The organism is Neorhizobium sp. CSC1952 (assembly GCF_030378245.1).
GTDB lineage: Bacteria > Pseudomonadota > Alphaproteobacteria > Rhizobiales > Rhizobiaceae > Neorhizobium > Neorhizobium oryzae_A.
In genome coordinates, this window is the sequence record NZ_CP128416.1 from 2,939,357 (window position 1) to 2,953,526 (window position 14,170).

The window sequence follows — 14,170 nt, forward strand, 5'->3', positions numbered from 1 at the left end:
CCCGCCGGGGAGAAGAGGGAAATCTCCCACGCCGAAAGCCTGAATAGGAAGGAAGCAGCATGCCGGAAGCGGCAACCCAGAGCGACGAAATCCTTATCGGCCGCATCGGCTCGGCGGCGATCATCCGGCTCAACCGGCCGAAGGCGCTGAACAGCCTCAACCTTGCCATGGTGCGGGCGATGAAGGCGGCGATGGAGCGCTTTGCCGAAGACCCGGAGGTCTCCTGCGTCGTCCTGAAAGGCGAGGGGGAGCGGGGACTTTGCGCCGGCGGCGACATCCGCGTCATCCATGAGATGGGAAAGGCGGACGATCCGGACGTGACGCGCTTCTGGCGGGAGGAATTTCCGCTGAACTACATGATCGCCCATTATGACAAGCCCTATGTGGCGCTGATGGACGGGATCGTCATGGGCGGCGGCGTCGGGGTTTCCTCGCATGGCGGGCACCGCATCGTCACCGAGCGCACGCGGCTCGCCATGCCGGAAACCGGCATCGGCTACGTGCCGGATGTCGGCGCCACCTGGCTTTTGCCGCGCGCTCCGGGAGAAACGGGGACATGGATGGCGCTGACGGGCGAGGCGATCGGCGCGGCGGACGCGATCTATGCCGGTCTCGCCGATACCCATGTGCCGTCGGAACGGCTTGGCGCGCTTGTCGATGCCCTCGGCGAATTGAAGGGCGGCGCTTCCGACGAGCAGGTGCGGGTGGTGATCGACCGTTTTGCCGTCGTGCCGGGCGGAAGCGAGCTGGAAGCGCATCGCGAGCTGATCGACCGCGCCTTCGGCTTCGAGACCGTCGAGGAGATCGTCGCGGCGCTCCGGAAGGAAGAGGGCGAGTTCGCCGTCAGGACCCGCGAGATCATTTCGAAGCGCTCGCCGACCAGCCTCAAGCTGGCGCTGCGGCTGCTGCGCCTCGGGCGGCAGAGTTCGAGCCTCGTCGAATGCCTTGAACGGGAATTCACGGCCGGCACGGAAATCCTCCGCAACCGCGATTTCTACGAGGGCGTGCGCGCCGCGATCGTCGACAAGGACCGCAATCCGAAATGGTCGCCTGCCCGGCTGGAAGAGGTGGGGGAGGCCGATCTCGACCGCTATTTCGCCGCGCGGCATCCGGTGCTGTTTCCGGACCACAGGCTTTGAAAACAACGAGAACGGGAGGAAGACATGACCAAGATCGCTTTTGTTGGCCTCGGCAACATGGGCGGGCCGATGGCCGCCAACCTCGTGAAGGCCGGCCACGAGGTGCGCGGCTTCGACCTTTCGGAGGCCTCCCTGCAGGCCGCCGCGGCAACCGGCGTCAACGGTTCCGCATCGCTGGCCGAGGCCGTGCGCGATGCGGAATGCGTGATCACCATGCTGCCGAAGGGGCAGCACGTGCTGGCCGTCTGGACCGATCTTGCCACCCTCATCGCGGAGGGGACGCTGGTCGTCGACTGCTCCACCATCGACGTGGAAAGCGCCCGGCGCGCCCACAAGCTGGCCGAGGTGATGAACAGCGTCTCGCTCGACGCGCCGGTTTCCGGCGGCACGGGCGGAGCGGCCGCGGGCACGCTGACCTTCATGGTCGGCGGTTCGGAAACGGCGTTCGCCCGCGGCAGGCCCATCCTCGAAGCCATGGGCAGGAAGATCGTCCATTGCGGCGGCGCCGGTGCGGGGCAGGCGGCGAAAATCTGCAACAACATGATCCTCGGCATTTCGATGATCGGCGTCTGCGAGGCGTTCGGGCTCGCGGAAAAACTCGGGCTGTCGCATCAGGCCCTGTTCGACGTCGCCTCCACGTCCTCCGGCCAGTGCTGGTCGCTCACCACCTATTGCCCGGTGCCGGGGCCGGTGCCGACCTCACCGGCGAACAACGATTACAGGCCGGGTTTCGCCGCGGCGCTGATGCTCAAGGATCTGACATTGTCGCAGGAGGCGGCCAGACAATCGGGGGCTGCGACACCGCTTGGGCAGCATGCGGCGGAGCTTTATGCCGAGTTCGAGAAGGCGGGTCACGGCGGAGACGATTTTTCCGCCATCATTCACATGTTGCGGGAGAAGGCGGGCGCATAGGTTTTGGCGGACATGCCTTTATCCACGTCCGGCCGGGCCGGCGTGGTTGGGAACGGGGCAGGCAGCGGTGATGCAAGTGGGAGATAGGATTTTCTGCCTGCCCCGGCCGTTTCGGCGGTCTTTCGAGAGTTGTCAGTTCTCGTCCGATCGCTTCCATCGACCATCACCGGAAACCGGAGCCCGAAAACGAACCCTGAGGAGGAGGCCGGTTCGCGATCCCGGTTTCCCATCCGATGACGTGAGAATTATCGCCCGGCGCCGGAGGGCGGGGAAGAACCGGCCGGTTCTCCCGGCCTAAGCTTTTGAAAAGAGGGCGCGGAATTTTTCCAGCCGGCCGAAATCATCCCCGCTGGCGGCGGCGCATATGAGGGTTTAATCAGGTTTGTCTCACCTCGGCAAAGGGAGTAAAATCCCTGCCCCCTGGCCGCCGGCCAGGCTTGCGATGGAGGAGAAGATGGGACGCAAATTCATCGACTGCCGCGAATTTCCGAGCGAGACGAAATGCACCGTAGCGATTTCGGCCGACAGCACGGACGAACTCGTCAGCGCCGCGGTACAGCATGCCGTTTCCGTGCACGGCCATCACGACACGCCGGAGTTCCGCGAGGAAATCAAGAAAGCCATCCACGATCTCGAAGCGCCGCGCAGCGTCGCGTGACGGATTGATGATGGAGTTTTCGGAGCATTCATAGCGCTGCTCTCGTGAGGGGACGGTGTCGAACCCGGCATTGCGCGAAAAGCTCCGCCAAACACGAGAGAAAATGGACAAAAATTCTAAGGCGGTCTGCAACCGGGGTGGCCGGTTCCTCGCGATTTCATGCGCGTCCCGGTAGTTTCACCGGCAATATCCAACACCGGAGACCTGCATGAACCGCCTCCTGATCCTCGGCACCGCTCTTGCCGCGCTTTTCGTCACGCCGGCAATGGCGCAGCAGCCGACGAAACTTCTGAATGCGTCCTACGACGTCGCCCGCGAACTCTTCGTTTCGGTGAACGAAGCCTTCGTCAAGCAGCATCCGGGCGTCACCGTCGACCAGTCGCATGCGGGCACCTCCAAGCAGGCGCGTTCGATCGTCGAAGGCCTCGAAGCCGACGTGGTGACCTTCAACCAGTCGACGGATATCGATTTCCTCGCCAAGAACGGCTTCGTCTCGAAGGACTGGACGAAGGCTTTCCCGAACAACGCCTCGCCCTTCTATTCCTTCCCGTCCTTCCTGGTGCGCGCCGGCAATCCGAAGAACATCAAGGACTGGAGCGATCTCGCCCGTGACGACGTGCATGCCGTCTTCCCGAACCCGAAGACGTCCGGCAATGCCCGCTACACCTACCTTGCCGCCTATGCCTGGGCCAACGAAGCCTACAAGGGCGACCAGGAAAAGATCGAGGCCTATATCACCAAGATCTTCGACAACGTTCCGGTCTTCGATACCGGCGGCCGCGCGGCGACCACGACCTTCGTCGAGCGCGAGACCGGCGACGTGCTGATCACCTTCGAGGCGGAGACCCGCGGCATCGTCAAGCAATACGGCGCCGACAAGGTCGAGGGCGTCATCCCCTCGGTCAGCCTGCTCGCCGAATTCCCGGTCGCGGTCGTCGACAAGGTGGTGCAGAAGCACGGCACCGAAGCGCTCGCAAAGTCCTATCTCGACTTCCTCTATACGGAAGAAGGCCAGCGCATCGCTGCCGAATTCGGCCACCGCGTCAACAATGAAAAGGTCGCCGCCGAGTTCAAGGATCAGTTCCCGGCGATCCGCCTCGTCAATGTCGAAGACGTCTTCGGCGGCTGGAGCAAGATCCAGTCCGAGCACTTTGCTTCCGGCGGCACTCTCGACAAGCTCTACGGCAGCCGTTAAGTCGTCCCGGGTTTGACCGGCATCGCCAAAATGCTCTTCCGTCATGCTCGGCCTCGTGCCGGGCATCTGCATCGGCCAGATCGCGAGCGCGGCAGATCCCCGGCACAAGGCCGGGGACGACGTCGAGCATGAGGCGAGGTTGCCATCTCTACACCCGGTGGATTTTCATCCGCCGGGTTTTGCCGTGAGAAGAGGAAATGACCGCTTGAAACGCAATGTCCTGCCCGGATTGCCGCTATCCTTGGGCGTGACCCTGTTCTATGTCGGGCTGATCGTGGTGCTGCCGCTGGCGGCGCTCGTCTTCAAGGCCGCGAGCCTCGGGCCGGAGGATTACTGGCGCATCGTGTCCTCGGCGCGGGCGCTGGCGAGCTACCGCGTCACGGTGCTGTCGGCGCTCGGCGCCACGCTGTTCAACCTCTTCTTCGGCCTGGCGCTCGCCTGGGTGCTGGTGCGCTACCGCTTTCCCGGACGGCGGATCGTCGACGCGATGGTGGACCTGCCCTTCGCGCTGCCGACGGCGGTGGCCGGCATTTCGCTGACGGCGCTCTTCGCCACCAACGGCTGGTTCGGCTCCATCCTCGACGATTTCGGCATCAAGGTCGCCTATACGCCGCTCGGCATCATGATCGCCATGTGCTTCACCTCGCTGCCCTTCATCGTGAGAACGGTGCAGCCGGTGCTGGAGGATCTCGATCCGGCGCTGGAGGAGGCGGCCCAGTCGCTCGGCGGCTCCGACTGGGAAATTTTTCGCAAGGTCATCCTGCCGCTCCTGACACCGGCTCTTCTTGCCGGCCTGTCGCTCTCCTTCGCCCGCTGCCTCGGCGAGTTCGGCGCGATCATCTTCATCGCCGGCAACCAGCCGATGTCGACGGAAATCACCGCGCTTCTGATCTTCATCCGGCTGGAGGAATACGATTATGCGGCCGCCGCCGCGATCGCCTCGGTGCTGCTGCTCACCGCCTTCGCCATGCTTGCCGTCACCAACTGGATGCAGGCGCGGGCGCTGCGTTACACGGCGAGGAGTTGACCATGAGCACCGTCGTCAAAGGCCGAAAGCCGCCGCGCGTCGGCGACCAGCCGCTCTTCCGCCGGGCCCTGATCGGCATCGTGCTCGTCCTGGTCGCTCTCATTATCCTCGCTCCGCTCGTCATCATCGGCGTCGAGGCCTTCGCCAAAGGGTGGGCCGTCTATCGCGACACGATTGTCCATCCCGACACGCGGCACGCGATCATGCTGACGGTGCTCGCGGCGCTGATCGCCGTGCCGGTCAACACGGCCTTCGGCATCGCGGCCGCCTGGGCGATCACCAAGTTCGATTTCCGGGGCAAGCGTTTCCTGCTCGTCGTCATCGAAATCCCGTTCTCGGTTTCGCCGATCGTCGCCGGCGTCGCCTATCTCTTCGTCTATGGCCTGCAGGGTATTTTCGGGCCGGTGCTGGATGCCTACGGGATAAAAATCCTGTTCGCGATTCCCGGCATCATTCTCGCCTCGATGTTCGTCACGGCGCCCTTCGTCGCCCGCGAACTGATCCCGCTCATGCAGGCGCAGGGACGCGATCTCGAAGAGGCCGCCACCTCGCTCGGCGCCTCCGGCTGGCGCACCTTCCTGTCGGTGACGCTGCCGAACATCAAATGGGCGCTGCTCTACGGCGTGGTGCTCTGCAACGCCCGCGTCATGGGCGAATTCGGCGCGGTCTCGGTCGTCTCTGGCAATATCCGCGGCCAGACCAACACGCTGCCGCTGCATATCGAGCTGCTCTACCACGATTATCAGGCGACGGGCGCCTTCGCTTCAGCCTCCATCCTGGCGCTCATCGCCGTCTTCACCATCATCGCCAAGGTGGCGCTGGAACGCCAGGGTGCGGGCCGCGTGCGTTCCGACCCCTTGGCCGCCGCCAATCCCGCGGAGAAAGCCTCATGAAGATCCGCCTCGACCACGTCGTCAAAACCTTCGAGACCTTCCGCGCCGTGCGCGACGTTTCGCTCACGATCGAGAGCGGCGAGCTCGTCGCCCTGCTCGGGCCCTCCGGGTCCGGCAAGACGACCATCCTGCGCATGGTCGCGGGCCTCGAATATGCCGATGGCGGACACATCTACTTCGGCGACCAGGATGCGACCGACATTCCCGTACGCGACCGCGGCGTCGGCTTCGTCTTCCAGCATTACGCGCTCTTCCCGCACATGACCGTGGCGGAAAACATCGCCTTCGGCATGAAGGTCTCCAAGGTGAAGCGCGAGAAGGCGGCGATCGACGCGCGGGTCGCGGAGCTCTTGCGGCTGGTGCGCCTCGAAGGCCTGGGCGACCGGTTTCCGGCGCAGATTTCCGGCGGGCAGCGGCAGCGCGTGGCGCTCGCCCGGGCGCTCGCCGTCGATCCCAAGGTGCTGCTGCTCGACGAGCCGTTCGGCGCGCTCGATGCCAATGTCCGGCGCGACCTGCGCCGGTGGCTGCGCGAAATCCATTCCGAACTCGGCATCACGACGCTCTTCGTCACCCACGACCAGGAAGAGGCGCTCGACCTCGCCGACCGCGTCGTCATCCTGAAGGACGGGCATATCGTCCAGCAGGGCACGCCGGAAGAGGTGTGCCGCGATCCGCAATCGTCCTTCGTCATGAAATTCCTCGGCGATGCCAACGTGATCGCGGCGGAAGTGCGCGACGGCAAGGCCTATGCCAGCGGTGCGGCGATCGAGGTGTCGGGGCTGGCCGACGGCAAGGCGGAGCTTTACGCCCGGCCTGCCGATCTCGACTGGTCGCTGCAGGGGCCGGGCATTCCGGCGAGCATCACCCGCGTTCTCGACCGGCCCGATGGAAGGCGCGTGCTGGCGACGGCCGAGACGGGCGAACATCTGGAGTTCGACGTGGAGCCGGAACGCACGGTGAAGGCCGGCGACGGCGGTTTCGTGACGCTCAGGCGGGCGAAGGTTTTTGCGGTGGGGTAGCTTTGAGCTCGAAATACCCCCCTCTGTCCTGCCGGACATCTCCCCCACAAGGGGGGAGATCACGAGCAGCCTGCCTTTCCCGCCAAACTACCGCTTGTCGGACATCTCGGTTGGTTGTTTGAGGAAACCGGCACGTCTAGCCGATCTCCCCCCTTGTGGGGGAGATGCCCGGCAGGGCAGAGGGGGGTGGAGCCATCCACACCCCTCAAATATCAAACCACTCAGCTCATCTGGCTGACGAAGCGGGTTTCCAGATAGGCTTCGGTCGCTTCCGAGCCGCCTTCGGTGCCGTAGCCCGAGTCCTTGATGCCGCCGAAGGGGACTTCCGGCAGGGCGAGGCCGTTGTGGTTGATGGTCAGCATGCCGGCTTCCACCTGGCGGCCGAGCGCGTGCGCCGTCTTCACCGAGCTCGTGAAGGCATAGGAGGCGAGGCCGAAGGGCAGGCGGTTGGCTTCCGCGATCGCATCGTCGAAATGCGAGAAGCGGTTGATGATGGCGAGCGGGCCGAAGGGCTCGTCGTTCATCACCTTGGCCGAGGTCGGCACGTCGGAGAGCACGGTCGGCTCGAAGAAGTAGCCCTTGTTGCCGATGCGCTTGCCGCCCGTCTTCAGCTCGGCGCCGTTGCCGACCGCATCGTGGATCATGTCTTCCATGACGGGAATGCGGCGCTCGTTGGCGAGCGGACCCATGCCGACGCCCTCTTCGAGGCCGTTGCCGACCTTGAGCGCCTGGGCGGCCTTGACGAAGCCGGCCGTGAACCTGTCGGCAATGCCGTCCTGCACGAGGAAGCGGGTCGGGGCGACGCAGACCTGGCCCGCATTGCGGAACTTCGCGGCAGCGGTGACCTCGATCGCCTTTTCGAGATCGGCGTCGTCGAAGATCATCACCGGCGCATGGCCGCCGAGCTCCATCGTGGCGCGCTTCATGTGCTTGCCGGCAAGTGCCGCCAGATGCTTGCCGACCGGCGTGGAGCCGGTGAACGAGATCTTGCGGATGACCGGATGCGGGATGAGATATTCGGACACTTCGGCCGGGATGCCGTAGACGAGATTGACGACGCCGGCCGGGACGCCCGCATCGGCGAAGGCGCGGATCAGCTCCGCCGGCGAGGCCGGGGTTTCCTCGGGCGCCTTGACGATGATCGAGCAGCCGGTGGCGAGTGCCGCCGAAAGCTTGCGGACGATCTGGTTGATCGGGAAATTCCAGGGCGTGAAGGCGGCGACGGGGCCGACCGGCATCTTGATCGCCATCTGCTGCACGCCGCCGAAGCGGGCCGGGATGATCTGGCCATAGGTGCGGCGGGCCTCTTCGGCGAACCAGTCGATCGTGTCTGCCGCGCCCATGACCTCCATCTTCGACTGGGCGAGCGGCTTGCCCTGCTCGCGGGTCATCATCCAGGCGATCGCATCCGCGCGGGAGCGCATGAGGTCGGCGGCCTTGCGCATCACTTTCGAACGCTCGAAGGCGGCGGTGTCGCGCCAGATCCTGAAGCCCTTGTCGGCCGCTTCCAGCGCCAGGTCGAGATCCGCCTTGCGGGCATGGGCGATCTTGCCGATCACCTCTTCGGTCGCCGGATCGACCACGGGCAAGGTCTCGCCGCCGAGGGCATCGCGCCACTCGCCGTTGATGAAAAGCTTGACGTCGGGATAGGTCTGCATGATGTCCACTTTCGTTCTAAAAGTGCAGGGAAGCGGGGCCTGAGCCGCCCGCAGAGGTGCGGAGAATTCCGGTAGTTGAGTTAGGATAATTGCCGCCGACAATCAACGGCGCAGCCGCTATTAAAGCAATTTCTGTGCATTAAAGATCATCAAAGATAAGGCGGCGTGCAGGCGCTGACCACTTCGCAGCGCTCGGTGCCGATATTGCGGTAGCGGTGCGGCAGGCGGCTGTCGAACAGGAAAGCGTCGCCGCGCCTGAGGATGCGCGTCTGGCCGCCGACGGTCAGCTCCAGTTCGCCGGCGACGACCACGCCGCCTTCCTCCGCCTCGTGGCTCAGCATGGTTTCGCCGGTATCGGCGCCCGGCTCGTAGAATTCATGGAAGATCTGGACGTTGTGGGATTTGGCGTCGCCCACCTGAAGAAGCGTCAGCGCGCCGGTCGAAAGTGGCGTCAGCTCGTCGGCGCGATAGAAGATCTGGTCGACGGGCGGCAGCGTCAGGGCGAAGAAATCGGTCATCGGATAGGAGATCGCCTCGAGGATCTTTTTCAGCGAGGCGACCGAGGGGCTCACCTTGTTCTTCTCGATCAGCGAGACGAGCGAGTGGGTCACTCCCGCCTTCATCGCCAGCGCCCGCTGGGAAAGACCGTGGCTCTGGCGCACCAGGCGAAGCCGTTCACCCACGTTGAAACCGCCATCGGCGTCATCCGCCGTCTTCTCCATGGCGTGCATTCTTCGAATCGACCTTTTCCTGTCCTCACCGCCCGATAGAGCGGTTCCACTCAGTGATACACCGAAGGCGAAAATTTGGCCAATGACGAAAAACGGCGCGGAAGGTGAGCGGGGGAGGGGCGCCTATCGAGGGCGTGCCGATCCGGCCCCCCTCTGGCCTGCCGGCCATCTCCCCCACAGGTGGGGAGATCACAAGCGGCGGGCTCTTCCCGCCTCACTCAGCGTTTACCGAATAGAAAGCTTAGCTGTTTGGGGAAGCCGGTGCGCCCATCCAATCTCCCCACCTGTGGGGGAGATGGCCGGCAGGCCAGAGGGGGGCGGGAACGGCATGACGCCTAAGCAGCAAACCTCAGAAAAACGCCTGGATGCCCGTCTGGGCGCGGCCCAGAATCAGGGCGTGGACGTCGTGTGTGCCCTCGTAGGTGTTGACCGTCTCCAGGTTCTGCGCGTGGCGCATGACGTGGAATTCGATCTGGATGCCGTTGCCGCCGTGCATGTCGCGGGCTTGCCGGGCGATATCCAGCGCCTTGCCGCAATTGTTGCGCTTGACGATGGAGATCATTTCCGGGGCCATCCTGTGCTCGTCCATCAGCCGGCCGACGCGGAGCGAACCCTGGAGGCCGAGCGTGATCTCGGTCATCATGTCGGCGAGCTTCTTCTGGTAGAGCTGCATGCCGGCGAGCGGCTTGCCGAACTGTTTTCTGTCGAGGCCATACTGGCGGGCGCGGAACCAGCAGTCTTCCGCCGCACCCATGACGCCCCAGGAAATGCCGTAGCGGGCGCGGTTCAGGCAGCCGAACGGACCCTTCAGGCCGGAGACGCCCGGCAGCAGCGCATCTTCGGAGACTTCGACGCCGTCGAGCACGATCTCGCCGGTGATCGAGGCGCGCAGCGACAGCTTGCCGCCGATCTTCGGTGCGGAGAGACCCTTCATGCCCTTTTCCAGCACGAAGCCGCGGATCTCGTTGTTATGGGCTTCCGACTTCGCCCAGACGACGAAGACGTCGGCGATCGGCGCGTTGGAAATCCACATCTTCGAGCCGCGCAGGCGGTAGCCGCCCTCGATCTTCTCGGCGCGGGTCTTCATGCCGCCCGGATCGGAGCCGGCATCCGGCTCGGTGAGGCCGAAACAGCCGATCAGCTCGCCGGAGACGAGGCCCGGCAGGTATTTCTTCTTCTGCTCGTCGGAGCCGTAGGCATAGATCGGATAGATGACCAGCGAGGACTGGACGCTCATCATCGAACGGTAGCCGCTATCGATGCGCTCGATCTCGCGGGCGACGAGGCCGTAGGCGACGTAGGACGCGTTGGCGGCGCCGTATTCCTCCGGCAGGGTGACGCCGAGGAGGCCCGTCTGGCCCATCAGCTTGAAAAGCTCCGGTTCGGTCGTCTCGTCGAGATAGGCTTCCTGGACGCGCGGCAGGAGTTCGGACCTGGCGAAGGCGGCGGCGGAGTCGCGGATCATCCGCTCGTCGTCGGTCAGCTGATCGTCGAGCAGGAAAGGGTCGTTCCAGGAAAAAGCCAAGGTCGTTCCTCCGGTGTAGGATTTTGGCGGTGTAGAGTTCTGGCGGTGTTGAGTTCGGCAATTTTGAAGTTTGAAGGATTATCGCCAGCCGGGGCGCGGGAGCAAGCACCGTTTACTCATCCGGCCATGATCTATAGTAATAGCGCATGATCAGCCTCTCGCGGAAATTCCTGCCTTCCACCTCGGCGCTCGCGGCTTTCGATTCCGTTGCCCGGCTCGGAAGCTTCTCCGCCGCGGCCGAAGAGCTGTCGCTGACGCAAGGGGCGATCAGCCGGCAGGTTTCCGGCCTCGAGGAGCAGCTGGGCATTCCGCTTTTCGACCGCACCAGCCGCGGCGTCGTGCTGACAGCCGCCGGTGCGGACTACGCCAAGGCGGTCGCCGACGCGCTTGCGCAGATCCGTTCGGCCTCGCTCGCCGCCATGACCAAACGGCATAACGACCAGCTGAACCTCGCGATCCTGCCGACCTTCGGCACGCGCTGGCTGATGCCGCGCATTCCGAAATTCGTCGCGCGGCATCCGGAGATCACGCTGAATTTCGCGACCCGCATCGGCATCTTCGATTTCGACCGCGACGGCATCGACATGGCGATCCATATCGGCCAGCCGGATTGGCCGGGCGCGGAATGCACCTTCCTGATGGAGGAGATGGTGGCGCCGGTCTCGTCGCCGGCCTTCTTGAAGTCGCATCCGATCGGCAAGGGCGAGGACCTGCTGCGCCTGCCGCTGCTGCACATGGCCTCGCGGCCGGGCGCCTGGGCGCACTGGTTCGAAAGCGCCGGCGTCACCGGCACGCCGTCGCAGGGGATGCGCTTCGAGCAGTTCGGCAGCGTGGCGCAGGCCTGCATCGCCGGTCTCGGCGTGGCGCTGATGCCGCTCTTCCTGATCGATTCCGAGCTTGCGAGCGGCCAGCTCGTCGAAGCCTTCCCGCATCAGGTCAGGAGCCCCAGTTCGTATTACGCGGTGGCGCCGATCAGCAAGGCGGGCTTCCGGCCCGTCGTGGCCTTCCGGGCGTGGCTCCTGGAGGAGATCGGGCGGTATCGGGAAGAGGTGGTGGGGTGGTAAGGCGGTGCGGATAAGCCCCTCCCCCTTGTGGGAGAGGTTACAAAATCACGATCTTAGCTTCAGCCAAGTCGTAGATTTTGTTGGTGAGGGGATTTGTTGCTGGCGGCGCGACCAGAGTCAAGGCAGGATGTGGGGATATCTGTCACCTCGTGGTTACAAAATACTCGACAAAGTGTTTTGATCAAAGTATGCGTGCTTAAACGTTTAATCAGAGCATGTCATGGCCATCCCCCGTTCCGGACCGAATATGAGCGCGATCGCCGCCGCCCTCGGCGTGTCGGCGGCGACCGTCTCCAATGCGCTGTCCGGCAAGGGCAGGGTATCGCCGGAGCTCATCGAGCGGATCCGCGCCAAGGCGGCCGAACTCGGCTACGTGCCGAGCCTTGCGGCACGGGCGCTGCGCACCGGCCGCACCGGGGTTCTCGGGCTCGTATTGCCGGATATCGCCAACCCGCTCTTTCCGCAGATCGCCCAGGCGATCGAGAATGCCGCGTCGAATGCCGGTTACGGCGTGCTGATCGCCGACTCCCGCGGCGATGTCGCCAGGCAGACGGAGGCGATCAACCGGCTTCTAGAACGCGGCGTCGACGGCATGGTGATCGTGCCCCGGCGCGGCACGCGGATCGCCGATGTCGGCTGTCCCGTCGCCGTCATCGACACGCCGTCCACGCCCGGGAACACCGTTGCGGCCGATCATTGGGACGGCGGGGCGCAGATGGGGCGGCATCTGTCCTCGCTCGGTCACCGGAAGGTCCTGCTGATCGGCACCAGCGCCTCCTCGAACGTGCAGAACGATCGCATCGGCGGGCTGAAGGCCGGCCTCGGCGCCGGCGTCGAATGCGAGGTGCTGTGGATCGAAAAGGTCGAGGCCGCCGGAGGCGAGGGCTGTCCGCTCGGCCTTGCGGAAAGGGCCGAAGCCGGGTTCACCGCCTTTGCGGCGGTTTCCGATCTTTCGGCGCTCAGGGCGCTCACCGAATTGCAGCGGGCCGGCATCGGCGTGCCGGAAGCGGTCAGCGTCACCGGTTTCGACGACCTCGTCTGGTCGCCGGTCGTCACGCCGGCGCTCACCACCATGCGCATGGACATGGCGGCCATCGCCGATCTCGCCATCGCGGCGCTGATCCGCGCGATCGGACCCGAGGGCGAGGCGGAGGAGGCTCTAGCCGGCAGGGTCGCTTCGGAGACGGACCGGGTGCCGATGCAGCTTGTCATCCGCCAGTCAACGGGTGCCCCCTATTCCGGCGGCACTCCAAATTCGCATGCCCAACCCCCGATCAAGCCGACAGCAGGAGAGCACAAATCATGAAGAAGGTCATTCTCGCATCGGGCGCCGCCCTGATGCTCAGCATGGGCGCAGCGCCAATACAGGCCCTGGCCCAGGAAAAGACGCTGACGATTTCCGTCTATGCGCTCGCCCAGGACGAATACAAGGAGATCGTCTATTCTCCCTTCGAGAAGATCTGCGGCTGCAAGCTCGTGGTCGAGACCGGCAACAGCGTCGAGCGCCTGACCAAGATGGAAGCCAACAAGGCCAATCCGGTGGTCGACATGGCCGTCGTCTCGATGGCCGATGCGCTGGCCGCCTCCCGCGCCGGCCTGATCGACAAGATCGACACGGCCAAGCTTTCGAACTTCGGCAAGCTCTACGACGTGGCGAAGGATCCGAACGGCGACGGCATGAGCGTCGGCTACACCTTCTACGCCACCTCGATCGCCTACCGTTCCGACAAGATGAAGATCGAGTCCTGGGCCGATCTCCTGAAGCCGGAATATGCGAGCCACATCGCCTGGCCGAACGTCACCACCAACCAGGGCCCGCCGGCGCTCTACATGCTCGGCCAGGCGCTCGGCAAGGACACGCCGGACCTCAAGGCCGCGATCGAGGCGGTGGGCGAAAGGAAGGACGAGATCGTCACCTTCTACGAGAAATCCTCGCAGCTCGTGCAGCTCATGCAGCAGGAAGAAATCTGGGCGGCGCCGATCGGCCGCTTCACCTGGGCGCCCTTCACCAAGCTCGGCCTGCCGGTCGCCTGGGCGACGCCGAAGGAAGGCCAGACGGGCGGCATGAACGTCATGATCGTCACCAAGGGTTCGAAGAACCAGGACCTGGCGCTGCAGTTCATGGATTTCTGGCTCTCGACCGAAGTCCAGACCAAGCTTGCCGAAAAACTGGTCGACAGCCCGGCCAACAAGGAGGTCAAGCTCTCCGACGAGATCGCCAACAACCTCACCTATGGTGAGGAAACGGCGAAGAGCCTGAAGCTCATCCCGTCCGCAGTCTCGCTCGACAACCGCGCCGGCTGGGTGAAGAGCTGGAACGAGACGGTGGGGCAGTAAGCTCGAACTGAA

The 14,170-nt window shown here is 64.6% G+C and carries 13 protein-coding genes; 10 read left to right on the forward strand and 3 right to left on the reverse strand.

The annotated features are described in order from the left end of the window. The first annotated feature begins 59 nt into the window (after nucleotides 1-59). From QTA58_RS14250 to QTA58_RS14280, 7 genes are all read left to right on the forward strand, one after another. Nucleotides 60-1,139, forward strand: coding sequence for an enoyl-CoA hydratase/isomerase family protein (locus QTA58_RS14250; RefSeq protein ID WP_289669350.1), 1,080 nt, complete (start codon nucleotides 60-62; stop codon nucleotides 1,137-1,139). 24 nt (nucleotides 1,140-1,163) lie between these two features. Further along, nucleotides 1,164-2,051, forward strand: coding sequence for a 3-hydroxyisobutyrate dehydrogenase (gene mmsB, locus QTA58_RS14255; protein WP_289669351.1), 888 nt, complete (start codon nucleotides 1,164-1,166; stop codon nucleotides 2,049-2,051). Nucleotides 2,052-2,505: 454 nt separating this feature from the next. Beyond that, on the forward strand, nucleotides 2,506-2,709 hold the full coding sequence (locus tag QTA58_RS14260; RefSeq protein ID WP_085420363.1) for a DUF1059 domain-containing protein: 204 nt from the start codon (nucleotides 2,506-2,508) through the stop codon (nucleotides 2,707-2,709). A gap of 208 nt (nucleotides 2,710-2,917) precedes the next feature. Beyond that, nucleotides 2,918-3,904, forward strand: a complete 987-nt coding sequence (cysP, locus tag QTA58_RS14265; RefSeq protein ID WP_289669352.1) for a thiosulfate ABC transporter substrate-binding protein CysP — start codon at nucleotides 2,918-2,920, stop codon at nucleotides 3,902-3,904. Between the two features lie 205 nt (nucleotides 3,905-4,109). Further along, on the forward strand, nucleotides 4,110-4,931 hold the full coding sequence (gene cysT / locus QTA58_RS14270) for a sulfate ABC transporter permease subunit CysT (protein WP_289669353.1): 822 nt from the start codon (nucleotides 4,110-4,112) through the stop codon (nucleotides 4,929-4,931). Between the two features lie 2 nt (nucleotides 4,932-4,933). Then, nucleotides 4,934-5,824 (forward strand): sulfate ABC transporter permease subunit CysW, encoded by an 891-nt coding sequence (gene cysW / locus QTA58_RS14275; RefSeq protein ID WP_289669354.1) that lies wholly within the window; start codon nucleotides 4,934-4,936, stop codon nucleotides 5,822-5,824. After that, nucleotides 5,821-6,843, forward strand: coding sequence for a sulfate/molybdate ABC transporter ATP-binding protein (locus QTA58_RS14280; protein ID WP_289669355.1), 1,023 nt, complete (start codon nucleotides 5,821-5,823; stop codon nucleotides 6,841-6,843). The genes cysW and QTA58_RS14280 overlap by 4 nt, the downstream gene beginning before the upstream one ends. Before the next feature lie 221 nt (nucleotides 6,844-7,064). Here the strand turns inward: QTA58_RS14280 and QTA58_RS14285 are convergent, their stop codons facing one another. From QTA58_RS14285 to QTA58_RS14295, 3 genes are all read right to left on the reverse strand, one after another. Continuing rightward, entirely contained in the window at nucleotides 7,065-8,501 is a 1,437-nt protein-coding gene (locus tag QTA58_RS14285; RefSeq protein ID WP_289669356.1) for an NAD-dependent succinate-semialdehyde dehydrogenase, read from the reverse strand. 149 nt (nucleotides 8,502-8,650) lie between these two features. Then, nucleotides 8,651-9,232: a cupin domain-containing protein gene (locus QTA58_RS14290; RefSeq protein WP_085420358.1), complete on the reverse strand. Its 582-nt coding sequence runs from the start codon at nucleotides 9,230-9,232 to the stop codon at nucleotides 8,651-8,653. A 349-nt stretch (nucleotides 9,233-9,581) separates the two neighbouring features. After that, a complete protein-coding gene (locus QTA58_RS14295) occupies nucleotides 9,582-10,757 on the reverse strand; it encodes an acyl-CoA dehydrogenase (RefSeq protein ID WP_289669357.1) in 1,176 nt (391 codons plus the stop codon). Between the two features lie 146 nt (nucleotides 10,758-10,903). Between QTA58_RS14295 and QTA58_RS14300 the strand changes: the two genes are divergently transcribed. The 3 genes from QTA58_RS14300 (at nucleotide 10,904) to QTA58_RS14310 (ending at nucleotide 14,158) form a co-directional block, all read left to right on the forward strand. Continuing rightward, nucleotides 10,904-11,821: a LysR family transcriptional regulator gene (locus tag QTA58_RS14300; RefSeq protein WP_289669358.1), complete on the forward strand. Its 918-nt coding sequence runs from the start codon at nucleotides 10,904-10,906 to the stop codon at nucleotides 11,819-11,821. A gap of 220 nt (nucleotides 11,822-12,041) precedes the next feature. Next, a complete protein-coding gene (locus QTA58_RS14305) occupies nucleotides 12,042-13,127 on the forward strand; it encodes a LacI family DNA-binding transcriptional regulator (RefSeq protein WP_085420355.1) in 1,086 nt (361 codons plus the stop codon). Continuing rightward, nucleotides 13,124-14,158, forward strand: a complete 1,035-nt coding sequence (locus QTA58_RS14310) for an ABC transporter substrate-binding protein (protein ID WP_289669359.1) — start codon at nucleotides 13,124-13,126, stop codon at nucleotides 14,156-14,158. The genes QTA58_RS14305 and QTA58_RS14310 overlap by 4 nt, the downstream gene beginning before the upstream one ends. Nucleotides 14,159-14,170: the final 12 nt, after the last annotated feature.